Raw genomic sequence first — 23,891 nt, 5'->3', positions numbered from 1 at the left:
CGGTGGAAAGCCACCAGTTCAATCCAATCTTTGCTGCCGAACCCCCACTGTTGCCAGCAAGGTTAGCCTAAGTGCGGGCCTGCAGGCCCGGCTGTTCGAGATACCTAAAGTATCTCGATGTCGAGATAACTCTAGCAGCAGCTGCGACCCGCGTGGAGAGGTCTGGTCGGTGTGTTCCGGGGGGATCAGGCCGGGGCATCCGTGGCCGCGGGGCCGGTCGGCGCATCACGACGATAGATCGCCCGCACGACCAGCCAGGAGAGCAGAAGAAGCGGTGCGTAGAGCGGGATGCCCATGATGAGTTTGGTCACGGCGAGCCCGGCCACGTTGTCGGCCAGGTAGAGCGGGAGCTGCACGGCCAGCCGGGCGACGAACATGCCGAGCCAGGCGAGCGTCAACAGCTGCATGGCACGGTACTTGCTCTTGTTCGCACGCCAGGCGACGCCATCGCCCATCAGGTAGCCGACGGCCAACCCAATCAGCGGCCAGCGCACAAGAAGCGAGATCAGCAGCACGGCGGCATATCCGGCGTTGGTCAGCAACCCGAGCACGAAGTTGTCGCTGCCCTTGCCGCTGAACAGCGCGAGGGCCGCAGACGCCGCAACGCCGATGAGTCCGGCCAGAGCCTGGGTGATCGGCGTGCGACCGACGATTCGAACGATGGTGAACACCACGGCCACCGCCACGGATGCCCCGAGCGCGAGCGGCAGGTTGAAGGTAAAGGAGTAGAGCACGAGAAAGACGAGGCCCGGCAGGATGGTTTCAGCCATTCCGCGGATGCCGCCCATCGCTGCAAGCAGGGCGGCACCGGTCGGTGCCTGACCGTCGGCTACGCCGCCGAGACCGCTGCGCTTGGCCGCCGCAGCGAGCCCCTGGCCGAGCGCGTTCGAGAACGATTCGGGAGCGTCGCCCGAGCTCCGCGGTTCAACGCCGGAATCCTCCGGGTCGCCTGCTGGCTGCTCATCGCGGGCATCCGTCATCGACACGTGCTCCTGCCTGACTAAATCTCGTTGGGCTCTGACGGACCGGCCGGCGTTGCCGGCATCCGCAGCGGAATCAGGTCGCGTGGCGGCATCGGGGTGGAGCCGCGCACCACGACGATGCTGCGGAACAGGTCTTCGATCTGCAGTGCGGCTTCTTCATTGACGGCGCCTTCGCCGGCGATGACACCGCGGAGGAACCAGCGAGGTCCGTCGACGCCGATGAAGCGGGCGAGACGCGTGGATTCGGTGGTGTCCTGACCTGCTGCAACGGGGATCTCGGCAACGAGCTCCGGGCCGAAGGGGCCTTCACGCAGGGTCGTGGTACCGCCCTGCTTGCCGATCTGATCGGCGATCTGGTCGCGAATCTCGTGCCAGAGGCCACTCGAGCGGGGGGCGGCGAACGGCTGCACCTGCAGCGTCGAGCCGGCGTAGTCGAGGCCGATGGCGACGACGCGCTTGCTGCCCTCTTCGATCTCAAGGCGCAGGTGCAGTCCCTCGCGGGGAAGGATCTTCACTCCACCCAGGTCGACATAGGGGCGAACCGGGTTGGCTTCGGCCTCATCGAGGGGGCCTTCGGTCTCGCGGTCTTCCGGCGCGGACTTCGGCATGTTCTCCGATGTGGCGTCGGGGTTCACAATGTCACTCACAGGGCTTCTCCTGACAGGGGTGTGGACGTAAAGGCAGTGACGCCCGTCGAGCCGAATCCGCCGTGTCCGCGTTGGCTGCCCGGAAGGCGGTCAACGGGAACGAAGGTGGCGCGGGTGACGGGCATGACGATGATCTGGGCGATCCGGTCGCCGATTTCAATGTCGAATGACTTCGTCGCATCGGTATTGAGCAGTGCGACCTTGATCTCGCCGCGATAGCCGGCATCGACGGTGCCCGGCGAGTTCACGATGGTGATTCCGTGCTTGGCGGCCAGGCCGCTCCGGGGAACGATGAACGCGGCATAGCCGTCGGGAAGGGCAATCGACACTCCGGTCCCCACAAGTGCGCGCTCACCGGGCGCAAGTGTGAGGGATTCAGCTGAGTGAAGATCGGCCCCGGCATCGCCCGGATGCGCGTAGCTCGGAACAACGGAGGCGGTAATCAGTACTTCGACGCTTTCTGTCACGTGTCGAGGGTAGTGCAGAAGTCTGATCGAATAGAGCCATGCACGAATATCGCGAAAAACTCTGGCCCTCCCCCTGGGTCTTCCTGGCCACCGCCCTCGTCATCCCGGCGAGCCTGCTGGTTCTGCTCCCCATTTCACTGTTCGCCGGCATCGTCACCGCCATCGTCTTCTACGGCGGAATCGTGCTCGTGCTGGCGCTGACGTCACCGCGCATTGAGGTGGCCGACGGCATTCTGACCGCCGGGCACGCACGAATCTCGATCGAGCAGCTCGGTGAAGTCGAATGTTTCGACGGTGCCGAGGCGACGGCCGAGCGGGGCCCCCGAATGGATATGCGCGCGTGGCTGCTGATTCGCGGGTGGATCACGTCGATCGTGCGCATCGAGATCACCGACCCCAACGACCCGGCTCCGTACTGGATCATTTCGACGCGGAACCCACAAAAATTGGCCGCCGCGATCGAAGGATCGCGACGGCCAGTCTCAGACAGCTAGCTTCGAAAAGCGAGCGTCAGATCAATGTGTGTGACTAAGCGTCGCACTCCTTGCACACAGGGCCGAGCTTTGATTCACGAGACATCTGTGAGCGGTGCTTCACGAGGAAGCACTCAACACAGGTGAACTCGTCGGCCTGCGGAGGCAGTACAACAACGTCGAGGTCGAGGTCGGACAGATCTGCGCCGGGCAGATCGAAACCACCGGGGTTGTCGGCATCGTCGACATCCACGACTCCGGACATCTTGTCAGGGACACGCTCCTTGAGGGCCTCAATCGACTCAGAGTCGTCTTCGGTCTTTCGCGGTGCGTCGTAATCGGTTGCCATGCCCATCCATTTCAGTAACGCCGATAAACGAAATCGGCGGCCATAGTTTGCAACAATCCCCGCCGAATAGCAAACCCTATTTTCAGGTCTTGTGCCTAACAGTGGGGTCAACTTCCGGCACGCCCGGTGTATTCCCAGTTAAAACCGTGAATCCGTGACATTCTGGGGCCTAACAGTGATCGCGAGAGGGCTTTCGCCATGCAGGAATTGAAAGTTATCGGTGTCGAGAACGGCGCGCTGCTTGCAGCGAGCGAAGAGGGTGATCGTTTTCGAATTGCCATCGACGAAGTTCTCCAATCGAGACTTCGCCAAACCCAATCGGAACCGTCGAATGGGGCGAAATTATCGCCCCGAGAAATTCAGTCGCACATTCGTTCTGGGATGTCGGCTGAAGATGTCGCCGATGTGACGGGTGCGTCGCTCGACTACGTGCGTCGTTTCGAGGGGCCGGTGCTCGCCGAACGCGAATACATCGTCTCGTCTGCGCTGAGCGTGCCGGTGCACACCGCGATCGACCCCGACCCCACCGACGGCGACGCCAATTTCGGCAACGTCATCCGCGAGCGTCTTGCGTCGCTCGGTGCCACCGATGAACGGTGGGCGAGCTGGAAAGAACCGGCCGGAGGCTGGATCATCAAGCTCTCCTTCACCGCTGACGACATCGATCACGATGCACGCTGGGGCTTCGAGCCCAAGAAGAACTCGCTGACCCCGATCGGCAGCGAGGCCATCGCGCTCTCGCAGCAGGGCGAACTCAAGGGTGCGCTCATCCCCCGCCTTCGTGCGGTCGGTTCTGAGACGAGTCCCGCAGACATCTCGCGTTTTGACAGCGGTGCGTTCACGTTCAAAGAGCTGCAGAACGACGAGGTGTTGAACGACACGGCGCCGATCCTTGACCCGGTGCCGTACGCCCGCCCCGGCAGCACCACCGACGCAGTCGCCAACGCGGCAATCAAGCGGGCCGTCGAACCGGCGGCAACTCTCTCTGAGACCGCCGATCTTCTCGAAGCGCTGCGTCGCCGGCGCGGTGAGCGTGAAGCCGCCGCCGCTCCGCAGTACAACGAAACGATGGAACTGCCGACCCTGCCCCCGAGCTTTGCGACGACGCCGACAGCGCTGCCCACAGTGTTGCCGACCGTCTTGCCCACCGCGGTGCCGAACATCTCGGCTCCCGACGTTCCGTCGATCAGCCCGGCCTCGACCGCCGATGTCGACAGTGAGCACGATGCCGCCGGCTCCGCTCCCGTGTCCACACCGGCCGCCATGCGGCTCGTGTCGGATTCGTCAGCAGTGCCGGACTCGGACTCGACCGGTTCCTCCTCCGCGGAATCCGCCCGGATCGACGCTGGTACGGCAGCTGCCGAGCCAGACGAAACTCCCGCTCCGGCCGCAGCACCCAACATTTGGGCGACTCAGGCGGCGAAAGCCCAGGCTCGCAACACCGGCAACCTCGGCAAACGCGGACGTGCTTCGATGCCCAGCTGGGATGAGATTGTTTTCGGCGCCCGTAGCGACGACGATCTGGCCTAACGGTCGACTCCTCACGCTTCTGCGGCTGCCGATGACTCGGCGGCCGCAGTTCGGTGTGGAATCGTGAGCGCGGCGGCGCCGACTGCGGCATCGAGACGCGACGTCATCCGCATCCGCCTGTCACGCCAGGGGCTCGGTCCCGCCGTCTCTGCTGATGCGACGGGGCTGAACGGCCCGCTCTGCACTCCCGCCGATGTCGTCGAGCGTTTGCTTGCGGTGCAGGCACAAGATCTCCCTGCAGCGGCCTGGGCGCTCGGCGTGCGCTCCCCCGGTATCAGCCGGGCCGACGTCGACCGCGCAATCGACGAGGGAAGCATTCTGCGTTCCTGGCCGATGCGTGGGACCCTGCATTTCGTGCCACCGGCCGACCTGAACTGGATGCTGCAGCTCACGACCTCGCGGCTCATGGCTGGTACGACGACCCGGCGCATGCAACTCGACCTCGATCTGGCATCGATCGAGAAGGCGCGAGTGGTTGCCCAGGAAGCGTTGGCCGGTGGACGCGCATTCAGCCGGGCCGAGTTTCTTGCCCTGCTTGAGTCCAACGGCATTGCGACGGCGAATCAACGCGGCTATCACCTGATCTGGCACCTCGCACAAAGCGGCACGCTCTGCTGGGGTCCGAGGATCGGCAACGCACAGGCTCTGGTTCTGCTCGACGAGTGGGTACCCAACCCGCGCCGACTTGAGCGTGACGAAGCCCTCGGGGAGTTCGTTCTGCGCTACTTCGCCGGGCACGGCCCGGCGACGTTGAAAGACTTCGCCTGGTGGGCGAAGCTCACCGTCGCCGATGCGAAGGCCGGCTTGGCTGTGGCGCGGGACAGGCTCATTGAGATCCGGCTCGATGAGGTGAGCTACTTTCTGCCCGCTGAGGCCGACACCGGTTCCTGGGGAAGCCCTCCCGGGCAACGCTCCCCCGTGCTCGCACTCGGCGGCTTCGACGAGATGCTGCTCGGCTACACAGATCGCAGTTTCGCCGTCGCCGATGAAGATTTCTCTCGCGTTGTGCCGGGCAAGAACGGCATCTTTCTGCCGCTCATTCTGGAACGCGGTCGGGTGATCGGAACCTGGCGCCGCCAAAAGACAGGCACAAGGGTGACTGTCGAGCCGCAACCCTTCGCCGGGCTGACCGGGCGCCAACAGGCGAGCTTCGCGCGCAGCATCCGGGAGTACCAGAAGTTTCTCGGCACGCCGGTGCAGCTTGTCGAGACGGCGACATAGTCCATCACGTGACGGCCCCATGTGGTCATCGGCTGCGCCGTTGCAAAAGGTTTCCGAGCTAGAACGGCGCGAGGTCGCTGTCGGGGAATGTGCTGGGCCCGATGCGGTGTTCGGGTTCGGTCGTGTACTGGTGCCCGGTCGGCGAGGTCCAGGTGATGGTGCCCGTGTCGTCTTGCACGTAGGACCAGCCGATTTCGTGTTTGTCGCGGTGGTTCTTCGGGCAGAGCGAGGCCAGGTTGGTCAGGTTCGTTTCGCCGCGGTGGCCGTTCTCCCAAAACGGGATCGAGTGGTCGATGTCGCAATCCGCGGCGGCCCGGCTGCACCCGGGTGACCGGCAGGTCGCATCGCGCAGTCGCAGTGCCGCCCGCAGGTCGGCCGGTGGGGTGTAGCGTTCGCGGCCGACGGAGAGGAACGCCCCGGTTTCGGGGTTGGTGAGCACTCGCAGCCAGCCGGGGGCGGTGCCGGCGAGTTCCCGGGCGGTGTCGAGGTCGATCGGCCCGTACCCTTCAAGCACCGCCGGCTCGACGCTGCGGCCGAGCAGGGTCAACGCCGGGACCAGGATCACGACGTCCGCCTTGATCCCGCGGCGACGCTTCCGGCGGCTCCGGCCGGTGCCCGTTGCCGCCCCACCGTCGCCGTCGGTTTCGTCCGCGTCGTCGTCGTCCGCGTCGTCATCGCCGGCCTCGTCCCGGTCGAGGATCAGGTCGACGAGCACATCCGCTTTCAACTGGGTCAGGGTGCGCGGCTCGTCGGCGCGTTGCAACCCGCGCGCGGTGTTCGTCAGCCGGGTGCAGATCGCCTGCGCCTGCCCGGCGGGCAGGAACGCGTTGAGGTACGCCATTCCGTCGGCGGCCGGTTCGAAGAACACCGCCCGGTCCGCGACACTTTTCTGATGCCGGGTCGTGATCGATTCCGGGTCCAACCGCTCCCGGGCCTTGCGGGCCTTCTGCGCGAACCTCGACACGATCAGGTTCCCGGCACCGGGCAGCACCGCCTTCTCCAGCGCGGACCGGTCCGCCGGGCTGAGCGTGAACGTCTGGTCGGCGAGCACGGTGGCGTGCCGGTAGCTGATCTGCCCGGCCTGCAACGCGGCGAACGTGTCAGGCAGGGTGTGAATGAGGGCGTGGCTGATCGCGATCTGCGTCTCCATGGTGCGTTCCGGAATGCGCAGCGCACAGGCGAGTTCGGTGACAAGCACCCGCCGGTTCGCCCAACGCTGCCGCAGGGTCGACTCCGTCACCGGGAGCGTGGTCAGGTTCTCACTGAGCTGCCGCGCCCGGTCGATCGCGACGGCGGTCTCGGCGGCCAACACGGCCTGCCTGCGGTGCAATTCGGCGACGAGATCCACCTGTTCGCCGAGACGATCCTACAACGGGTTCATACCCTGAAGTCTGCCAGGCACCACCGACATGGCGCCGACACGAAAGGGTATCTGACCAGGGGTTGTGGATAACTTTCCGACCCGGCGCTTGTGGAGGGCGGATGGCCAACTGGCTGCGCTCGAAAGTTGACGGACGCGGTCTCGGCGCGCTCCGTCTGGCGCTCCTCGGAAGCGGAACGGGTGGGGCTGCGAAGCCGGCGCGGGCTATCCCGCTAGGCGCGCGCTAGACACCGCGCCGACGGGGATACCCCGCGCCCAGATCGGGTCGCGGCTTCGAGAGCAACTCACGGGGTCTCGACAGGCTCGACCACCGTCGCGGCACATGTCTGAGAAAGCGGCACGCGGTAGAACACCTGCCCGCTTCGTAGACGCGTGCCACCAGCGCCTGAGGTCAAGTCGCGGGATTTCGTGAAGCGGCCGGCGCCGTCGGGCGCTCCTCAATCCGCGAGAACAGGTGTGGCCGCGATGCCGGCGTGGGGAATCCCGCTGGGCGTGGGAGATGGCGCACGCCAGCGGGGATTCCCCACGCCCAGGTCGCGTCGCGGCTTCACGAGCGGCACACGGAGTTTCGGCCTCGACCGCCGTCGCGGCACAGGCAGGTGGGCGCGAATGAACCACCGAAATGGGCGCATATGCCCACGCGAGCGGAGTCGCCGCTCTGGCCGGTTAAGAGCACGGTGCAGACCGGGACGCGCCCGGGGTGCAGGACAGGCAGCACTAGCCTGGAAGAGTGCGATTGACTGCCAGGTTCCAGAGCAACAACCGAGTGCCGCTGCTTCAGGCTGTCAAGACATCCGTGGCGACCGTCCTCGCCTGGTTCGTCGCCCAACTGCTGCTGCCCACCGAACTTCCGATCTTCGCGGCGATCGCCGCCTTGCTCGTCGTGCAGCCCAGCATCAACCAGTCGCTCGGAAAGGCAATCGAGCGCACGCTCGGTGTGGTCGGCGGCGTGCTGGTCGCTTACGGCATCGGTTTGCTCTTCGGAAACTCGAGCTGGATCGTGCTGATGGCCGTCGTGCTCTGCATCTTCCTCGCCTGGGCGCTTCGCCTGAATCCCGGGTCGTCGAACCAGTTTCCGATCAGCGCGATGCTCGTATTGTCGATCGGCGCCACCACCCCCGCCTACGCGTTCGACCGCATCATCGAAACGTTCATCGGGGCCGGCATCGCCCTCGTCGTGAACATTCTGATCGTGCCGCCGGTGCTGTTGACCCCGGCGCATGATTCACTGACCCTCTTGGCCCGGGAAGTCGCCACCACGCTCGACCGGGTGGCCAGGGCGCTCCGCGCACCCCAGACCAACGCAGCGCTCGCTGAGATGATGATCGAGGCGCGGCTGTTGCGCCCGATGCTGGGGTCGGCAGAGAAGGCCATCGTGCAGGCCGAGGAGAGCCTCACCTTGAATCCGCGACAGGCGTCCTACCGGGTGATCCTCGACGCCGAGACGGTGCGATACGAACGTTTGAAGGCGCTCGTGACGCGCGCGATCGGCATGACCAGGGCACTCCACGACCACTACGACGACACGCTCTACCGTGAGCCGACCGTGCAGGCGCTCTCGCTCGAACTCGAGCGTGCCGCTCATGACCTGCGCCTGCTTGCGCGTCAGGATGAACGCCCGGATGAGCGCGTTCCGGCCGAGGAGGACTGGGTATTGGCCGAGGACCCGGCGCTCACGGCGCCGTTGGTGATCGCCGCCCCGCCACCCCAGCATTGGATCCTGATCGGTTCGCTCATGGAAGATCTCCGTCGCGTGCGTGAGGAAATCACCGGCGAGTAGGCACAACCGGGGTTGAGAATGCCGGGCATGAGAAAAGGGGCCCCACCGAAGTGGGACCCCTCATTCACAACCGACGATTAGTCCTGGTTGAGCACTGCCTGCAGTTCAAGCGTGATGGTGACCTTGTCGCCGAGCAGCACGCCGCCGGTCTCGAGCGCGGCGTTGTAGGTGAGGCCGAACTCTTCACGGTTCACGACGGCCTTGGCCGTTGCGCCACCCTTGTAGTTGCCGTACGGGTCGCTACCGAAGCCGCCGAATTCGAAGTCGAACGTGACAGGCTTGGTCACGCCCTTGATCGTCAGGTCGCCGTCGATGAAGAAGTCGCCCTTGACCTCGCGCACGCCGGTCGAGACGAAGTCGATGGTCGGGTAGGTCTCGGCGTCGAAGAAGTCGCCGGTACGGAGGTGTCCGTCGCGGTTCGCTTCGTTCGTGTTGATCGAGGCGACAACGGCGGATGCGGTGACGGTCGAGTCGAGCGGGTTCTCCGCCGTGACGAACGTGGCGTTGAAGCTGTCGAACGTGCCCTTGACCTTGCTGATCATGATGTGGCGGATGCTGAAGCCGACCTCGCTGTGCGTGGGGTCGATGGTCCAGGTGCCAGCCTTGTAGCCCGGGATGGTGGTCGTGATCGTGTCGGTCATGCGTTCTCCTTATGTGACAGGTGTAAGTCAATCGAGAGGTTTTCGCCTCCCACAGATGTATGCAAGCGCATAGAGTCTTGAGATATTCCGATGCAACCCAATCTTTTTCAATTTTCTTGAAACTTCCGGTTCTGGGGCGCGTGCCCGGCAGTTCCCGACTCAGCTCAGCCCGTTAGGCTCTCGTAACGGGAGGTCGGCGTGTTCACGAATGAGAAGGCAGCTGAGGCGATTCTGATCGCCGGCGGCGGGCGCGCCATTTTGCTGCAGCTGGCCAACCCGGCCATCGGTCATGGCGTGGCCCATCACAGCGACTTCACCAATCGGCCTCTGGACCGTCTGCATGCCACACTCACGTACGTCTATGCCGTTTCGTGTGGAACCCCGGCAGAGCTGAAAGCCGTGCGCCGCCGGGTCAACCAGGCTCATGTTCCGGTTCACAGCGCCCACGCCGAGGAATCCGTCGACCATCCGGCGTACAACGCGTTCACGCCTGAGCTTCAGTTGTGGGTGGCGGCGACCCTGTATGACTCGGCAATGACCGTGCACGATCACGTCTTCGGCCCGCTCAGCGACGCCGAGGCCGACCAGATGTACCTCGACTACGCGGCACTCGGTGCGGAGCTTCAGGTTCCGCGCACGCTCTGGCCGGCCGATCGCGCGGCGTTTGCCGCCTACTGGAACGATCAGCTCGCACGACTGCAGACCGATGAGACGACGCGCAATGTCGCGGCCCAATTGCTCCACCCCCGCACCGGCCCGCTCTGGTTGCGTGCCGCGATGCCGACGGGGCGCTTACTCACCACCGGATTTCTGCCGCCCGAACTGCGTGCTGATTTCGCGCTGCCCTGGACCCCACGCTCGCAGCGACGGTTTGACCGACTGATGCGGTTCACCTCCACCGTGTACCCGATTCTCCCCCGCGCAATCCGGCACTGGCCGAAGAACCACTACCTGCGCGCGCTTCGTGAGTCAATGGTGTGACCTGCGCCTCGGCCAGAGGATGTAGGCAGTACCGAAGCAGCGTGGTGCAGGACGCATCCGCAGCGTGGCGGTTCGTCTAGGCTCTCGGTGCGAGCGAAAGGATGCAGATGACGACACACCGGGGCACGTCGAGCTGGCGAGAGACACGGCTGACCGAGATGCTGGGGCTGCGGCTCCCAGTCGTGCTCGGACCGTTCGGCGGGCTCTCCTCCGTCTCGCTCACCGCTGCCGTCAGCAACGCGGGCGGACTCGGTTCGTTCGGCCTCTACGGCTACGATGCCGAGCGCATCCGCCAGACTGCCGAGCAGCTCCGCGAGTCGACCGATCAGCCGTTCAACCTCAATCTGTGGCTCGACCATGACAGCGCTAGCGCATTGGCGCCGACCGACGCCGAGTTCGCCGCCTGGCTCGAACCGATGCTCCCCTACTTTCGCGAACTCGATGTCGCACCGCCGAGCAAGCCCGACCACTTCTTGCCCACTGTCGAGGAGCAGCTCGATGCGGTCATTGAAGCGCGACCGGCGGTCGTCAGCTTCGTCTTCGGCGTGCCCTCGCCCGACATGCTCGACCGCTGCCGCTCGGCGGGAATCCGCACCGTCGGCACCGCGACGACGGTGGCGGAGGCCGTGGCCCTGGATGCCGCCGGCATCGACGCCATCGTCGCCAGCGGCTTCGAGGCCGGCGGGCACCGCATCTCGTTCCTGAGCAGCGCCGAAGACTCGCTGATGGGGTTGTTCTCCCTGCTGCCGCAGGTCGTCGATGCGGTCGGTGTGCCCGTCATCGCCGCCGGCGGCATCGCCGACGGCCGGGGAATCGCCGCCGCACTCACCCTCGGCGCCGATGCCGCTGTTCTCGGCACGGCCTTTCTCACCACCGACGAATCGGCGATCTCGCCGGGCCACCGGGAACGCATTCTCAGTCCGGACTCGGCCAGAACCGTGCTGACCCGGGTCTACAGCGGCCGGTTGGCCCGTGGCATCCCGAACCGGATGTTCGCCGAACTGAGCGAGCAGACCTCCAGGTTGGCGCCGTTCCCCGCCCAGAACTGGCTGTCCGGCCAGTTCAAGCCGGCGGCGATCGCCCGGCAAAACACCGACCTCATGGCGCTCTGGGCCGGTCAAGCAGCGCCGTTGGCGCACTCCGGATCGGCATCTGCCCTGATGCAGACGTTGGAGGCCGAGACGGCGGCGCTCCTGGACTAGGAGCTCGACGGAGCGGCGGCGGGCGTTCCGCCCGCAGTGCCGTCGGGATCCCCGTTCGGGAACACCCGCTTGTACTTGCGCCCGTCGGCGAGTTCCACCGTGCGGCTCGCCAGTGTGCCGCGGCTCACCTTGAGATAGATCGCTTGGGCGGTGACGCCGAGCTGTGCTGCGGCTTCGGCGACCGAGAGCCCGGGCAGGTCGGTCGGAACGCTGCTCGGGCGAGCCGCCCGTTTGCGTCCGGCATCGTGCCGGGCGGCGATCTCCTCGTCGGTTCCTTGCCACCGCCATTTGGCGGCAGCGGCCCCGAGCCCCGCGGCCTCGGCAATCTCCGTCCAACCGGCACCGGCGCTCTCAGCAGCGCGTGCGCTTGCCAGGGCTGCCGGGTCGGCGTCCAATGCAATCTGCAGACGGCGGAGTGCGTGGAGCCGGGCCAGCGGGGCCGACTCGGGGTCGGCATCCAGAGCGGTCAGCTCGGCCAGCGCCCGGGCTGAAGCAGGCGAAAGAAAGTGTCCCATGGTGCTTTCACGCTACAGGTCGCCCAGTGAAACCACGACGTGGCGATGCTGCCTAGCTCACCCCTGTGATCTTGTCGACGAGGCGGGCACCACTGTCATCGGTGGTTCCGGATGACGTCGCGGTACCACCAGTAGGACTGCTTCGGAATGCGCTCCAACGTCTCGTAGTCCGTGTAGACGAGGCCGAAGCGCTGAGAGTATCCGACCGCCCATTCGAAGTTGTCGAGCAATGACCAGTGAAAGTAGCCGCGCACATCGACACCGGCATCGACCGCGTCGGCAATGGCCGCCAAATGCGCGCCGGTGTAGTCGATGCGACGCTGGTCGGCCACGACGCCGTCAGCGTCGGGCCCATCGTTGATGGCGCATCCGTTCTCGGTGATGTAGATCGGCGGAAGCGCGTCGCCGTAGCGAGCCTTGAACGAGGTGAGCAGTTCGGTGAAGCCGGCCGGAATGACGGGCCAGTCGAAGTCGGTGGTCGGGTAGCCCTCGATCTCCTGAATCGCAAAGGGCAGCGAGCCGTCGATCTCGTGGCCGTCGACGAGTCCATTCGACTCCCCCGGTGCGCTGATCTTCGTCGGGTTGTAGTAGTTGATGCCGTACCAGTCGATCGGCACGCTGATCGCCGGCAGGTCATCCTGCGCTCCCTCGGGCAGGAATGGCAGAAGCTCCTCTGGATACGTTCCGAGCAGAATCGGATCGGCGAAGACCCAGTTGGCGATGGCGTCGTAGAGCCCGGCCGCCTGCTGGTCTTCCTCTTTCTCACTGGCCGCCCAGGTGGGGGCGTGGTTGTTCGCGATTCCGATGTTGTCGACACCGGCGGCGCGCAACGCGGTGACAGCACGGCCATGGGCGAGAAGCTGGTGGTGGGCGGCTGGCAGCGCGCCGAAGCCCAGCTGCTGGCCCGGTGCCTGAATGCCGGCGCCGTAGCCGAGCATGGTCAGCACGACCGGTTCGTTGATCGTGATCCATTGCGGGATGCGATCGGCAAAGTGGGTTCCCATGATGCTGGCGTAGTCGGCGAACCGGTCGGTGATGTCGCGGTTCAGCCAGCCGCCCGCCTCCTCGAGCGCGAGCGGGGTGTCCCAGTGGAACAGGGTGGGGGCCGGCGTGATGCCGGCTTCGAGCAGGCCGTCGACCAGCCGGTCGTAGAACGCCAACCCTTCGGCGTTGACCGGGCCGCTGCCCGTGGGCTGGATGCGTGACCAGGCGAAGGAGAAGCGGTAGGCGTCGATCCCGAGCTGCTTCATCAGAGCGATGTCTTCGGGGTAGCGGTGGTAGTGGTCGCAGGCGACCTCGCCCGTCTGGCCGTCGAACACACGATTCGGCTCGGCGCAGAATGCGTCCCAGCTGGTCGGACCTCGGCCGCCTTCGGTCACCGCGCCCTCGATCTGATAGGCGGCCGTCGACACCCCCCAGACGAACGAAGCAGGAAGTGAGGGGAATGCGGAGTTCGACATTGACTACCTTTCACGCGACTTTGCGTTGTTCGGACCTGACGCCTCGACGTTGATTCCGCGCCGACCGCGCCGGATCCCTCTCATACTCGGGGAGAAAGGTGAGTGAGTCAAGCGACTGGGTCAGTTGTCCCACATTTCTCAGGGAGTCAGCCGTTGGTCACCCGGACCGCGCTTGGCGCTATTTGCTCTCCCCGAGCATCTCGCGCACGAGCGGTGCGACCTGTGTGCCGTACAACTCGATGGCGTTCATCAGCTTCGCGTGCGGCATGGTGCCGTTGCTGTACTTCATGTCGAACCGGCTGAGGCCGAGGCCCTGCACCACGGTGACGATCTTCTTCGCCACGGTCTCGGGCGAGCCGACCATGAGCGCGCCCTGCGGACCAGCCTCTTCCTCGTACCGTTCGCGAGTCATCGGACCCCAGCCGCGTTCGCGGCCGATGCGCGCCTGCATCACCGAATAGTGTGGCCACAGTTCATCGCGAGCCTCGGCATCCGTCGCCGCGACATAGCCGGGCGAGTGGGCGCCGATCGGCTGGGTCGGCTTGCCGAACTGTTCGAGCGCCCGGTGGTAGAGGTCGGTGAACTGTGCAAAGGCGAGTGGATTGCCACCGATGATGGCGAGCATCATGGGCAGGCCGTAGTGGGCGGCGCGCACGACGGACTGCGGGCTTCCACCCACGCCCACCCAGGTGCGGAGCGAACCGGATGCCGTCGGCGGGAACACCGACTGGTTCTCGAGCGCAGCACGGGTGCTGCCCGACCAGGTGACGGGCTGCTCTTTCAGAATCTCGGTGAACAGCTCGGTCTTCTCTTCGAAGAGGCGCTCGTAGTCGCTGAGGTCGAGACCGAAGAGCGGGAACGACTCGGTGAATGAGCCGCGGCCGAGGATGACCTCCGCGCGACCGTTCGACACCGCGTCGAGGGTGGAGAATCGCTGGAACACGCGTACCGGGTCATCAGAACTCAGAACGGTGACCGCGGAACCCAAGTGGATCTGGCTGGTCTGGCCGGCAATGGCCGCAAGCACAACCTCGGGGGCCGAGATCGCAAAGTCTTCACGGTGATGTTCGCCGACTCCAAAGAAGTTGAGTCCGACCTGGTCGGCCAGCACCGCTTCTTCCACGACATTGCGCAACACCTCGGGCTGCGACAACAGCCGCCCGTCGGCGTCGAACGTCACGTCGCCGAAAGTGTCTAGTCCAAGTTCAAGTGTCTGCGCCACGCTGTGATCGCCTCTCGAGTCAATTCTGCTCACCACATACTTCTATGCAAATGCATACACCAAGGGGAACCGAGGGATCGGCCCGGATATTCCTGAGTCTGAAACTCCGCCGACTGCCATCATCCGTTGCTGATCGTCATCCGATCATCGGTCCACGGATCTGGGGTGCTCCGCACCACGGGAAGCCCCAGCACCTGGAGGCGTTCGATCAGCTGCGCGACCTCCCGCACCCCGTCATGCTGGGTCAATTGCGCGGCGACCCGCGCCGCATTCACCCGAAACAACCGATCTTCACCCACCGCGTCGACGGCACGGGCGATGGCCGCCGGACGTGGCCGACCCGTGCGCAGGTCGATCCCGGCTCCGCTTGCCGCGACGCGTGCGGCGATCTCTGGTTTGTCGATGTCTCCCCCGGCAACGATCAGCGGCACGCCGTGGGCCAGTGCGGCCAGCACCCCGCCCCATCCGCCGTTGGTGATCATCACCGAGACAAGCGGAAGCAGTTCCGGGTAGGGCAGCACATCGGCAACGCGTGCGTTCGCCGGCACCGGAAAGGGCAGAGTGGTAACGCCGGGGCGGCCCGTGACCGCCACCACGAGCAGGTTCTCGTCGGCCAGGGCCGTGAGCGTCGGCTTGAGCAGCTCGGTGGGTTCGGTGTGCAGGGTGCCCTGGGTCACGTGCACGACTGGCAGCTCGGCGGCCAAGACGTCGCCCCACCAGGGCGGATGCTGCGCACGTCGCGCCGCGAGCGGGCGCTGTAGCGCTCCGACGAAGTGCGCCTGGGGTGGCAGGTCGCGCCGGGGGTATTCCAGCGCTGGGACCCCGGTCGCGCAGATCAGGTATGGCGACCACCAGGCTCGGTCCAGACGTTCCGCTGCGACTGGGAGCCCGACCGCCGCCCGGGTCTGCTCGTAGGCCTTTTGCACACCATGCGCCATGACGGTGAAGGCCGCGCGCAGCATCCGGTCTCGCAGTCGACCGGCGATTGTCTCCGCCGGCTGCAGCGCCAGACCGGCCGGGGGCAGGTCGCGACTCGGCAGCGACAGCGGAACGAGTGAGATCGACGCCCACGGGCAGCCCAGTTGTTCCCCGGCCAGAGCCACGCCCAGGCAGAGCTGGTCGCCGGCCATCACATCCCAGGGCTCCGCGTCATACGCCTCACGCAGGTCGGCGACCTGCCCGGCGGCCGATCGCACGAAGACATGCTCGAGGTTGCCGAGCAGCGCGCGCCGACCGGTTCGAAAGGGCAGGGCCGGAAATGCCGCATGCAGGTCGTGTTCGTCGAAGTCCGGGGCGTGGCGCCAAGGAATCCCGGTCGCGCCGACCTGTTTGAACTGGTCGAGATATCGGGAACCGGTGTACACCCGCACGCGATGCCCGCGAGCGACGAGCTGCTCGACGACGGCAAGAATCGGTGCAACGTGACCGGCAAACGGCATGACACCGATCAGGATGCGCGCCATCACAATCTCCACTCTTCGGGTGAGCGTTTCGCCGCGCCGCCGACCTCGGCGTTCAGCGTGATGTGCGGAAGCGTACCCCGGCAGAGCGTCGCGCACCACAGAAATTTTGCGGCGGATTACTCCGTGGTCGAGCCCCTACGGACCGGAGTCTCAACTCGTCGGAGCCCTACTGGGCCGCTACTCGTCGGAGCTTCTATTCGTCCACGGCGTCGAGATAGACCCAGCGTGTGTCGACTCGCACGAAACGGCTCGTCTCATGCTGCTGCACCCGCTCGCCGTTCTGCCGGCCGTATGCGGTGAACTCGACGATCCCGTCCGTGTCGAACAGCCCGCCGCGCTCGGTGCGTTCGATGTCGAGCCGTCGCCAGATCAGGTCGTCGTCGAGGTCAAGCTCGGTCGGGCGGGTGTGCGGATGCCAGGTGCGAAGCAGATAGGCCGTGTCGCCGACCGCGAATGCCGAGTAGCGCGAGCGCATCAGCAGTTCCGCCGTCGGCGGAGTGGTGCCGTCGCGGTGGTAGCGGCCGCAGCAGTTGGCGTAGCTCTCGCCGCTCAGGCACGGGCAGCGTTCGAGCGTCACCGGTGCCATCAGCTGCCCAGCAGCGTGTTCATTTCGACGACTTCGGCGCTCTGCACCGTGATCATCTGCTCGGCCAAGGCACGCAGCTCGTCGAAACCGCCGTTGTCGATCTGGTCCTGGGTCATCGCGATGGCACCTTCGTGGTGGGACTTCATCTCCGTCAAGAACGTGCGTTCCATCTCAGCGCCGGTCAGAGCGCCGAGTGCCTGCATCCGCTCGGGAGTGACCATTCCATTGGCTATGTGCACTGAGTGCTCCGCCAGCAGTTGGCCCTGGTTCCAGGCTGTCGCCCACCCCACCATCACGTCGATCTCATCTTGCTGTCCGACCTTGATCCGTTCGGCCAGGTCGCGAGTTTCAGACGACACGCCCTCGGCGGCCAGCACAACATCGCTCATGGTCACGGCCTGCTCGTGGTGAGGAGTCATCATCGCCAGAAAGTGCAGGTCAACGTCGTTGACGGATGCGGGTTGCTGCGCAGACGGGACGGCTGAGGAGCCGTCCTCGCCCTGGGTCGCACCCGGCTGGCCGGTCGCCTCGGGCGCGGAGCCGGCATCCGTTGCACAGCCGCCGAGGAGCAGAAATGCTGCCAGCGCGCCCGCGAATGAGACAGCCTGTGCGCTACTGACCGACATCGAGTCCTCCTGCGATTGGCCGGAGTACCGTGACGCCCCGGGCTTACCAACCCAGCCTAGGTGGGACATGGCTGGGAGTACGCTGAGCGCCACCCCGGCGTCGTGATGAGCATCTTCCAGGGCGCAGATATACCGCAACCTTGCGTCACGACAGTCGGGCCACGCTCTGCGCTCAGGGCGAACCCCGCGCCATTGGCGCCATTGTTGCGATTAGCTGAGGTCATGACGCGCACACTCATTCTTGGGGGGACGGCCTGGCTCGGTCGCGCGATTGCCGAGCAATTGGTTGTCGAAGGAGAGGATGTGACCTGCCTCGCACGGGGCGAGTCCGGAGCGGCCCCGAGCGGTGTGATGTTCGTGCGCTCTGACCGGCGAGCACCTGGAGCATACGATTCGGTCACAGGCGATGACTGGGACGAGATCATCGAGCTCGCCTCTGAGCCCGACCTCGTCACCGGGGCGCTTGATGCATTGGCTGACAACGCGAAGCACTGGACACTGGTTTCGTCCGTCTCTGTGTACGCAAGCAACACCGAATCGGGAGCCGATGAAGACGCCGCCCTCGTGGAGCCGACCGACCTCACCAACTATGCGCACGCAAAAGTCGCTGCTGAACGGGCCACGTCCGCGGCGCTCGGCGATCGCCTGCTCATCGCAAGACCGGGCCTGATCGCTGGACCGGGCGACACCAGCGACCGGTTCAGCTATTGGGTATCGCGACTGGCCCTGGCTTCGCAGGAACCCGTGCTCGTGCCCGAAGTCCACGATCGCGCCGTGCAGTTCATCGACATTCGGGACCTGACTGATTGGCTCATTGCTGCCGGCCGCCGGGGCCTCACCGGCATTTACAACGCCGTCGGCAGCGAACGCGAACTCGCCATGCTGCTGCGTGATGCCGCTCAGATCGCCGGCCATACCGGCGAACTCATCTCGGCCGAAGACGACTGGCTCACCGCACACAACGTCAACTACTGGGCTGGACCCCGCTCCCTGCCGCTCTGGCTTCCCCGTCGCGACTTCGCGTTTGCCCAACGCAGTCGCAGCCGATTCCTCGCCGCTGGCGGCACCGAGCGAAACCTGAAGCAGACACTTGCGGACGTGCTCGCGGACGAACGGACACGGGGACTTGATAGAGGGCGACGGTCTGGCCTCACCCGAGACGAAGAAATCATTCTTCTCGGCGAAATCAGCGGGTAGCTGTCGCTGAGGCCGAGAGAGGCACTGCCGAGTCGGCGAAATTCCGGGTGTTGAGCTCCCCCCACGATCTGCCCAGCAGCGGGGTGAGGGCGATCGCGGCGTAGACCACGCCAACGGCGACCAGCGTGGGCACAAGGCCAGCCTGGCTGACCGCGACGCCACCCAGCAGGCTGCCGATCGGCATGGCGGCGGCGACACCGGTGGTCATTCCGCCCAGAACCCGGGCGCGCATCTCTCGCGGGACCTGCTCATACAGCACGGTGGACAGCAACGGATTGATCGAGCCCGCGGCCAGGCCGGCAAGTGCGAACACAGTGAGCAGAATGGGCGTATCCACCCCGGCCGCCATAGCGACATAAGGCGGGGTGCCCGCTAGAAGAAAGCAGAGTACGAGCGTGCTGCGCCGAGGGAGTCGGTGGCCGAGCCAGCCGAAGAGGCTGGATCCAGCGAGTGCACCGCCGGCGAAGACAGCGACCATCAGGGCGAGCAGCGCGCCGTCGGGAGTGACGGTGCGGGCGTAGACGGGGAAGAGAACGATCAGCCCGGCGGAGTCGAGGCAGTTCGTGACCATGACAAGCAGGACCACATTGCGAAGGAGAGGATTCAACGTCAGAAACCGAATCCCGACCGAGAAGTCCCGCCAGTAGCCTGACCGAGGATTCCCCGGGCCTATCTGCTGCCCGGCCAGCTTCTTTCCTCGCTCTGGGACGCACAACCACAGCAGCAGTGCAGAGACGGCAAACGTCGCAGCATTGAGGAGGAGTGAATTCACGGGGCCCAACCAGACCAGCGAGAGCGCCGCGGCCGAGGCGCCGACCAGTGTGGCGCTGCGCGAGATGGCGGCTTCGGCCCCACTCGCCCGGGGGAGACGGATGCGCGCGCCCTCCGCCAGATCGGGCAGGAGTGCGGATTTCGCGGTGGTGCCCGGCGTGTCGAGCAAGCCACTGAGGAAGACAAGAGTCAGGAGAGCCCAGAATGGCAGACCAACCGTGGCCGCCAGAAGCGGGATGAGAAGCACCGTCATGCCGCTGGCAAGGTCGGCGATGATTGCCGACAGGCGGAATCCCAGCCTGTCAACGAGGACACCGCCAAACGCCCCGCCGAGAATGACGGGAACGGTGACGAAGACACCGGCGACCCCCGTCGCCAGCACCGAACCGGTGTCCTGGAGAACATAGAGCGGAACAACGATCAAGGTGATCGCGTTGCCGGCCAGGGAGAAACCCCGAGCCGCGAGCAATCCGATCAGTGGGAGCCCCCTCACGAGCGGCTCGGACCGACCGGCCCCCAGCTGGGCGTTCACGGTCGACGGAACGCGTGCACCATGAGCTGAACCGCCTCTGTTCCGGGCCGCGATCGGTCGCCCAGAGCGTGCCATTTCTCAGCGACCGCATCCAGTTCTGCGCTCGCCTGGGCAAGCTCAACGGCAGTGAGATAGGCGACGGTATCGCCGGAAGTCGCCGCTGTCGCCCACTCTTCGGGCAATTCCTCTGTCACCTCAATGACGCGGTGCAAGGTAGCCGCGTAAACATCCACGATCTGGTGCCGCATGGCCGCCGAAGCCTGCCGAACGCTCGGCGAGGCACCCGCTTCGGCCGGCGAAGTGTCGGTGAAATCATGAGAAGCGCGCCACCATCGTTCTCGCCTGTCCGAAGCGAGCTCCGGCACTTCCTCAACAAAACCGAACTCGGCGAGCTTGCCCACGTGATAGCTCAGAGTTCCCGGCGCTTCATCGAACACCTCCGAGAGCAGCCCGACCGTGCGGGGGCCCCCGACGCGCAACTCCCCCAGAATCTGCAGACGAAGCGGATGCGCCAACGCCCGCATCTGCTTAGCGCTCGTCAGCGAAAGTACGGAGCGCTTGACCGCGGATTCGCCATGCTGTTCTTCAACCATGCAATCAGGATAGTTTCACAAGAACTATTGCACAACAGTCATTGTGCTTTCCCTTGCACGGTGGTCCTGAGGAGGCCTCGCTCGTCAATTAGTTCGTCCGGGTCGGGAGGGAGGGTCTCAGTGATATCCGCCGCCACGCCTCGACCAATGCTCGTTCGGTGCCGGACGCGGATGCCGACAACGGCCAGCGGGAGCAAGGCATACACCGGCGCAAGCGCCAGCGAGCCGAGGAACGCCGGGCCGGTTGGCGCGGCATAACCGAGGTTCATCGCGAGGAGCGCCACGCAGGCGCCGGCGCTACCTGCAGTCAGTACGGCCGCGGCGTAGAGCGTTCCTCGATAGGGATCCTTGTGGTCGCGAGCGATGACGGCGGAGATGGCCATCGCGAAACCAAAGGCCGTCAATGCCACGATCGGCAGGAAGAACATCCACAGCGGTTCGGTGTTCGTGACCTTGGTGCCGGACCATTGCACGTTCAATGGGTTCGGCAGAGGCGTCCACTGCGCAACCACGATGCCGGCAACGGCGGTCGGAGCTGCCACGAGGATCGCGGCGAGAATGCGGCGTGCGAACATCATGACGCCCCGTTTCTGATGGAACCATGGATTTTGGAGGGCGTGCATTGACGGTCCCCGATGGAGACAGTCTCGTACCCGGATCAGCCTCAGGGCCAACCACCACCCCGACCCATGTGTGCCGCTTGCGCTGCCGCATGGGCGGCGGTCTCATCTTCCGAATGTTCAGACCCGTGATACTCCGACAAACGGCGAGTCACACGTTCGCGGCGCACCAAAATTGCCGAGACAATGATTATCCCCACCAACAGAAGAGCGATCAGAATTACCGGTTCTAGATTCATCAGTGACCCCCCTCGAGCGAACTCTATCGCCACCACTGTTCTCGCCACCAGAAGGACGCGACGCTCCGCTCGCCCAGCGGCATACCTTGACACGCCCGACGCCATCCGCACGTTTGCGTCTAACAGCCCGCGCCTACAAACCGCCGGATCGATTCAGGTGCGTTAACGAAGAAAAGCCCGGCACAGTGTGCCGAGCTTTTCTTCTGAGTGTGGATCCAAGGGGATTCGAACCCCTGACCCCCTGCATGCCATGCAGGTGCGCTACCGGGCTGCGCCATGGACCCTCGTGCTGTTCCTGATCTCTCCGGAACAACTCGTTTAGATTACTACACTCCGCGAGCGAAGCGAAAACCGGCGCGTTACTCGCGCGTGTCGTGAACCGGAAGCTCGATCGGAACGACCGGGCAGTCCTTCCACAGACGCTCGAGACCGTAGTAAACACGCTCTTCCTCGTGGAAAACGTGCACGACGAGGTCACCGAAATCGACGAGGATCCAGCGGCCCTCAGCGCGGCCTTCACGACGCAACGGCTTGTGGCCGGCCTCGATCAGCTTGTCTTCGATCTCACCGGCGATTGCAACAACGTTGCGCTCTGAGCGGCCGGTGACGATGAGGAAGATGTCGGCAAGGGGCAACGGCTCGGACACGTCGATAGCAACGAGATCCTCCCCGGCCTTCGAGTCGGCGGCGGCGGCGGCCACCTGGAGGAGCTCGAGAGCGTGGGCAGAAGCGGTCATCGAATAAATCCCTGAGTTTGTGGTGCTGATATGGATGGCATTAGAAAATATTGAACACGAAGGCACCGACGAACAAGGCGATGACGCCCAGTGCGAGTGCGGCTGCGGTGACGGCAAGCACCGTCGGCAGCCAAACGATTTCTTTCTTCGGTGCGGTCATGACGCCGCGCGTTGAGGTGTGGCTGCTGACGGCGCGACTGGCACTCACCGGGGCGACGTCGGAACCCGCGCCGGCCTCGTCGAGCTGGTCAAGCATGTGGTCGACATCTGCGGAGTCAAACCGGTCAGGATGCGCACCGGTCGAACCGAGACTGCGCGGCAGGTCGATCGAACCGGTGATCAGGATCTCGCCCGTACTGGCGAAAGGTCCGGCGGTGCGATCCTGGTGCGACATGTCGGGCAGGATGAGCGCATTGGTGGTGGTGGGAACTCCCCCGGCGCCGAGGCCGAGAGCGATGATCTGGTCGAACTGGTGAACCTGGTCGAGAGTCCGAGTGTGTTCAGCGACGGCTTCAGAGTCATCGTCGGGGTCAATCGACCAATGCCCGACCGGAGGGTGCAACTCGCGGGGGCCGTCGTCCGAGTCGACCGGGTCAACATCATCAACCAGATCGAGGTCATTGATGAGTTCGGCGTCGTCGATGTCGTCGGCGTCGTCGACGAGGTCAACACTGTCGACGCCATCCGCGCCCTCGCCCGCTTCTTCCTGAGCGGCCTTCAGAGCACGCAGCTCCCGGCGGGTCAGGGTGCGGTCGAGCGAATCGAAGTAGTCGGCGTCGGTCAACTCCGACAGTGAGGAGTCCGCAAGCATTGAGTCAGCAAGCATTGAGTCCGGACGCAGTGAGTCAGGAAGAACCGAGACTCGGCGCTCGCCCGCTCGGGGCACAGCGGCAGCTTTCGCGGCAGCTTCGGCCTTCTGGATCAGCTCGGTGAACGACGACTCGGTCGAGCTCGCACGCGGCTCGGTTGAAATCGCTATCGACGCCGTCGCCGGCTCGTCGGAAGATGTAGAGGCATCCTGCTCAGCGGCCAACTCGCGAAGTTGGCGTCGCGTCAGTGGCTGCGGGTTGTTACCCAACGTCATGCCACACTCCGATACAGGTGATGCTTTGAGATGTACTGGACGACCCCGTCGGGAACCAGATACCAAACCGGAAATCCCCGATTGACTCGAGCCCGGCAGTCTGTCGAAGAGATCGCCAAAGCCGGAACTTCCAGCAAGCTTACGTCTTGATCAGGCAATCCCGAAACGCTGAGCTCATGTCCCGGGCGACTCACAGCCACAAAGTGCGCCAGATCCCACAGCTCCTGAACGTCTTTCCAGCTCAGAATCTGCGAGATGGCGTCGGCCCCGGTGATGAAGAAGAGCTCGGCGTCGGGGTGTTCGGCGTGCAGGTCGCGCAGGGTGTCGATCGTGAAGGTCGGCCCGGTGCGGTCGATATCTACCCGGCTCACGGTGAAGCGCGGGTTCGACGCCGTTGCGATCACCGTCATCAGATAGCGATGCTCAGCGAGCGTCACATCTTCTTTCTGCCACGGGTGTCCGGTCGGCACGAAGACGACCTCGTCGAGATCGAAGCTCTGTGCGACTTCACTCGCGGCAACCAGGTGGCCGTGATGAATCGGATCGAACGTTCCACCCATCACGCCAATACGCGGCCGACGCACAGTCACG

25 protein-coding genes and 1 tRNA gene are annotated in these 23,891 nt (G+C 65.0%); 7 read left to right on the top strand and 19 right to left on the bottom strand.

What is annotated here, in order from left to right:
* Nucleotides 1-185: 185 nt before the first annotated feature.
* Genes AB4Y63_RS17350 through dut form a run of 3 tightly spaced genes read right to left on the bottom strand, consistent with a single transcriptional unit; the run spans nucleotide 186 to nucleotide 2,097 of the window.
* On the bottom strand, nucleotides 186-980 hold the full coding sequence (locus AB4Y63_RS17350) for a DUF3159 domain-containing protein (RefSeq protein ID WP_441792318.1): 795 nt from the start codon (nucleotides 978-980) through the stop codon (nucleotides 186-188).
* A 20-nt stretch (nucleotides 981-1,000) separates the two neighbouring features.
* On the bottom strand, nucleotides 1,001-1,591 hold the full coding sequence (locus tag AB4Y63_RS17345) for a DUF3710 domain-containing protein (protein ID WP_441792397.1): 591 nt from the start codon (nucleotides 1,589-1,591) through the stop codon (nucleotides 1,001-1,003).
* A gap of 35 nt (nucleotides 1,592-1,626) precedes the next feature.
* Nucleotides 1,627-2,097 carry a dUTP diphosphatase gene (gene dut, locus AB4Y63_RS17340; protein ID WP_441792317.1) on the bottom strand — a complete coding sequence of 157 codons (471 nt, stop codon included), beginning with the start codon at nucleotides 2,095-2,097 and terminating at the stop codon, nucleotides 1,627-1,629.
* Nucleotides 2,098-2,135: 38 nt separating this feature from the next.
* Here dut and AB4Y63_RS17335 point away from each other — a divergent pair, with 38 nt between their 5' ends.
* Nucleotides 2,136-2,591, top strand: a complete 456-nt coding sequence (locus tag AB4Y63_RS17335; RefSeq protein WP_441792316.1) for a DUF3093 domain-containing protein — start codon at nucleotides 2,136-2,138, stop codon at nucleotides 2,589-2,591.
* Between the two features lie 34 nt (nucleotides 2,592-2,625).
* On the opposite strand, the gene AB4Y63_RS17330 is transcribed toward AB4Y63_RS17335, so the two are convergent.
* Nucleotides 2,626-2,919, bottom strand: a complete 294-nt coding sequence (locus AB4Y63_RS17330; protein ID WP_441792315.1) for a DUF4193 domain-containing protein — start codon at nucleotides 2,917-2,919, stop codon at nucleotides 2,626-2,628.
* A 198-nt stretch (nucleotides 2,920-3,117) separates the two neighbouring features.
* Between AB4Y63_RS17330 and sepH the strand changes: the two genes are divergently transcribed.
* Nucleotides 3,118-4,449: a septation protein SepH gene (gene sepH / locus AB4Y63_RS17325; protein WP_441792314.1), complete on the top strand. Its 1,332-nt coding sequence runs from the start codon at nucleotides 3,118-3,120 to the stop codon at nucleotides 4,447-4,449.
* Between the two features lie 63 nt (nucleotides 4,450-4,512).
* On the top strand, nucleotides 4,513-5,670 hold the full coding sequence (locus AB4Y63_RS17320) for a winged helix DNA-binding domain-containing protein (RefSeq protein ID WP_441792313.1): 1,158 nt from the start codon (nucleotides 4,513-4,515) through the stop codon (nucleotides 5,668-5,670).
* A gap of 58 nt (nucleotides 5,671-5,728) precedes the next feature.
* Here the strand turns inward: AB4Y63_RS17320 and AB4Y63_RS17315 are convergent, their stop codons facing one another.
* Nucleotides 5,729-7,018, bottom strand: a complete 1,290-nt coding sequence (locus AB4Y63_RS17315; RefSeq protein WP_441792312.1) for a DUF222 domain-containing protein — start codon at nucleotides 7,016-7,018, stop codon at nucleotides 5,729-5,731.
* Between the two features lie 763 nt (nucleotides 7,019-7,781).
* On the opposite strand from AB4Y63_RS17315, the gene AB4Y63_RS17310 reads away from it, so the two are divergent.
* Complete coding sequence (locus AB4Y63_RS17310) at nucleotides 7,782-8,831, top strand: FUSC family protein (protein WP_441792311.1); 1,050 nt, start codon at nucleotides 7,782-7,784, stop codon at nucleotides 8,829-8,831.
* Nucleotides 8,832-8,908: 77 nt separating this feature from the next.
* Here the strand turns inward: AB4Y63_RS17310 and AB4Y63_RS17305 are convergent, their stop codons facing one another.
* Nucleotides 8,909-9,472: a YceI family protein gene (locus AB4Y63_RS17305; protein ID WP_441792310.1), complete on the bottom strand. Its 564-nt coding sequence runs from the start codon at nucleotides 9,470-9,472 to the stop codon at nucleotides 8,909-8,911.
* Nucleotides 9,473-9,670: 198 nt separating this feature from the next.
* Between AB4Y63_RS17305 and AB4Y63_RS17300 the strand changes: the two genes are divergently transcribed.
* Together AB4Y63_RS17300 and AB4Y63_RS17295 are read left to right on the top strand one after the other, a co-directional pair.
* Nucleotides 9,671-10,453, top strand: coding sequence for an oxygenase MpaB family protein (locus tag AB4Y63_RS17300; RefSeq protein WP_441792309.1), 783 nt, complete (start codon nucleotides 9,671-9,673; stop codon nucleotides 10,451-10,453).
* Between the two features lie 107 nt (nucleotides 10,454-10,560).
* Nucleotides 10,561-11,655: an NAD(P)H-dependent flavin oxidoreductase gene (locus tag AB4Y63_RS17295; protein WP_441792308.1), complete on the top strand. Its 1,095-nt coding sequence runs from the start codon at nucleotides 10,561-10,563 to the stop codon at nucleotides 11,653-11,655.
* On the opposite strand, the gene AB4Y63_RS17290 is transcribed toward AB4Y63_RS17295, so the two are convergent.
* The 6 genes from AB4Y63_RS17290 to AB4Y63_RS17265 form a co-directional block, all read right to left on the bottom strand.
* The gene (locus AB4Y63_RS17290) at nucleotides 11,652-12,170 is read right to left on the bottom strand and encodes a hypothetical protein (protein WP_441792307.1); all 519 of its coding nucleotides are present in this window, start codon (nucleotides 12,168-12,170) and stop codon (nucleotides 11,652-11,654) included. The two genes, AB4Y63_RS17295 and AB4Y63_RS17290, sit on opposite strands and share 4 nt — an antisense overlap.
* Before the next feature lie 95 nt (nucleotides 12,171-12,265).
* The gene (locus tag AB4Y63_RS17285) at nucleotides 12,266-13,630 is read right to left on the bottom strand and encodes a GH1 family beta-glucosidase (protein ID WP_441792306.1); all 1,365 of its coding nucleotides are present in this window, start codon (nucleotides 13,628-13,630) and stop codon (nucleotides 12,266-12,268) included.
* Nucleotides 13,631-13,808: 178 nt separating this feature from the next.
* Entirely contained in the window at nucleotides 13,809-14,852 is a 1,044-nt protein-coding gene (locus AB4Y63_RS17280) for an LLM class flavin-dependent oxidoreductase (protein WP_441792305.1), read from the bottom strand.
* A gap of 119 nt (nucleotides 14,853-14,971) precedes the next feature.
* Entirely contained in the window at nucleotides 14,972-16,315 is a 1,344-nt protein-coding gene (locus AB4Y63_RS17275; protein ID WP_441792304.1) for a glycosyltransferase, read from the bottom strand.
* Nucleotides 16,316-16,508: 193 nt separating this feature from the next.
* Entirely contained in the window at nucleotides 16,509-16,901 is a 393-nt protein-coding gene (locus AB4Y63_RS17270) for a YchJ family protein (protein WP_441792303.1), read from the bottom strand.
* Nucleotides 16,901-17,527: a DUF305 domain-containing protein gene (locus AB4Y63_RS17265; RefSeq protein WP_441792302.1), complete on the bottom strand. Its 627-nt coding sequence runs from the start codon at nucleotides 17,525-17,527 to the stop codon at nucleotides 16,901-16,903. The genes AB4Y63_RS17270 and AB4Y63_RS17265 overlap by 1 nt, the downstream gene beginning before the upstream one ends.
* 222 nt (nucleotides 17,528-17,749) lie before the next feature.
* Here AB4Y63_RS17265 and AB4Y63_RS17260 point away from each other — a divergent pair, with 222 nt between their 5' ends.
* Entirely contained in the window at nucleotides 17,750-18,724 is a 975-nt protein-coding gene (locus AB4Y63_RS17260; RefSeq protein ID WP_441792301.1) for an NAD-dependent epimerase/dehydratase family protein, read from the top strand.
* Here AB4Y63_RS17260 and AB4Y63_RS17255 read toward each other — a convergent pair.
* From AB4Y63_RS17255 to nadD, 7 genes are all read right to left on the bottom strand, one after another.
* Complete coding sequence (locus AB4Y63_RS17255; protein ID WP_441792300.1) at nucleotides 18,714-19,988, bottom strand: MFS transporter; 1,275 nt, start codon at nucleotides 19,986-19,988, stop codon at nucleotides 18,714-18,716. The genes AB4Y63_RS17260 and AB4Y63_RS17255 overlap by 11 nt on opposite strands.
* 35 nt (nucleotides 19,989-20,023) lie before the next feature.
* Nucleotides 20,024-20,620, bottom strand: coding sequence for an ArsR/SmtB family transcription factor (locus tag AB4Y63_RS17250; RefSeq protein WP_441792299.1), 597 nt, complete (start codon nucleotides 20,618-20,620; stop codon nucleotides 20,024-20,026).
* Nucleotides 20,621-20,658: 38 nt separating this feature from the next.
* Complete coding sequence (locus AB4Y63_RS17245; RefSeq protein WP_441792298.1) at nucleotides 20,659-21,198, bottom strand: hypothetical protein; 540 nt, start codon at nucleotides 21,196-21,198, stop codon at nucleotides 20,659-20,661.
* 491 nt (nucleotides 21,199-21,689) lie between these two features.
* Nucleotides 21,690-21,763 (bottom strand) — tRNA-Ala (locus AB4Y63_RS17240).
* A 75-nt stretch (nucleotides 21,764-21,838) separates the two neighbouring features.
* Nucleotides 21,839-22,216 carry a ribosome silencing factor gene (gene rsfS / locus AB4Y63_RS17235; RefSeq protein WP_441792297.1) on the bottom strand — a complete coding sequence of 126 codons (378 nt, stop codon included), beginning with the start codon at nucleotides 22,214-22,216 and terminating at the stop codon, nucleotides 21,839-21,841.
* 40 nt (nucleotides 22,217-22,256) lie between these two features.
* Complete coding sequence (locus AB4Y63_RS17230; protein WP_441792296.1) at nucleotides 22,257-23,300, bottom strand: hypothetical protein; 1,044 nt, start codon at nucleotides 23,298-23,300, stop codon at nucleotides 22,257-22,259.
* The gene (gene nadD, locus AB4Y63_RS17225; protein WP_441792295.1) at nucleotides 23,297-23,890 is read right to left on the bottom strand and encodes a nicotinate-nucleotide adenylyltransferase; all 594 of its coding nucleotides are present in this window, start codon (nucleotides 23,888-23,890) and stop codon (nucleotides 23,297-23,299) included. Before nadD ends, AB4Y63_RS17230 begins: the two co-directional genes overlap by 4 nt.
* Nucleotide 23,891 lies beyond the last annotated feature (1 nt).

This window comes from Leifsonia sp. YAF41, assembly GCF_052113185.1.
GTDB lineage: Bacteria > Actinomycetota > Actinomycetes > Actinomycetales > Microbacteriaceae > Cryobacterium.
Note: the sequence above shows the minus strand (reverse complement) of the source record. Positions and strands in the feature narration are given on the sequence as shown.

Bases quoted from the DNA above. Each gene is read 5' to 3' on its own strand.
- AB4Y63_RS17350 (WP_441792318.1), bottom strand. From the start codon at position 980: ATGACGGATGCCCGCGATGAGCAGCCAGCAGGCGACCCGGAGGATTCC.
- AB4Y63_RS17345 (WP_441792397.1), bottom strand. From the start codon at position 1,591: ATGCCGAAGTCCGCGCCGGAAGACCGCGAGACCGAAGGCCCCCTCGAT.
- AB4Y63_RS17335 (WP_441792316.1), top strand. From the start codon at position 2,136: ATGCACGAATATCGCGAAAAACTCTGGCCCTCCCCCTGGGTCTTCCTG.
- AB4Y63_RS17330 (WP_441792315.1), bottom strand. From the start codon at position 2,919: ATGGCAACCGATTACGACGCACCGCGAAAGACCGAAGACGACTCTGAG.
- sepH (WP_441792314.1), top strand. From the start codon at position 3,118: ATGCAGGAATTGAAAGTTATCGGTGTCGAGAACGGCGCGCTGCTTGCA.
- AB4Y63_RS17305 (WP_441792310.1), bottom strand. From the start codon at position 9,472: ATGACCGACACGATCACGACCACCATCCCGGGCTACAAGGCTGGCACC.
- AB4Y63_RS17295 (WP_441792308.1), top strand. From the start codon at position 10,561: ATGACGACACACCGGGGCACGTCGAGCTGGCGAGAGACACGGCTGACC.
- AB4Y63_RS17290 (WP_441792307.1), bottom strand. From the start codon at position 12,170: ATGGGACACTTTCTTTCGCCTGCTTCAGCCCGGGCGCTGGCCGAGCTG.
- AB4Y63_RS17285 (WP_441792306.1), bottom strand. From the start codon at position 13,630: ATGTCGAACTCCGCATTCCCCTCACTTCCTGCTTCGTTCGTCTGGGGG.
- AB4Y63_RS17275 (WP_441792304.1), bottom strand. From the start codon at position 16,315: ATGGCGCGCATCCTGATCGGTGTCATGCCGTTTGCCGGTCACGTTGCA.
- AB4Y63_RS17270 (WP_441792303.1), bottom strand. From the start codon at position 16,901: ATGGCACCGGTGACGCTCGAACGCTGCCCGTGCCTGAGCGGCGAGAGC.
- AB4Y63_RS17265 (WP_441792302.1), bottom strand. From the start codon at position 17,527: ATGTCGGTCAGTAGCGCACAGGCTGTCTCATTCGCGGGCGCGCTGGCA.
- AB4Y63_RS17260 (WP_441792301.1), top strand. From the start codon at position 17,750: ATGACGCGCACACTCATTCTTGGGGGGACGGCCTGGCTCGGTCGCGCG.
- AB4Y63_RS17250 (WP_441792299.1), bottom strand. From the start codon at position 20,620: ATGGTTGAAGAACAGCATGGCGAATCCGCGGTCAAGCGCTCCGTACTT.
- AB4Y63_RS17245 (WP_441792298.1), bottom strand. From the start codon at position 21,198: ATGATGTTCGCACGCCGCATTCTCGCCGCGATCCTCGTGGCAGCTCCG.
- rsfS (WP_441792297.1), bottom strand. From the start codon at position 22,216: ATGACCGCTTCTGCCCACGCTCTCGAGCTCCTCCAGGTGGCCGCCGCC.
- AB4Y63_RS17230 (WP_441792296.1), bottom strand. From the start codon at position 23,300: ATGACGTTGGGTAACAACCCGCAGCCACTGACGCGACGCCAACTTCGC.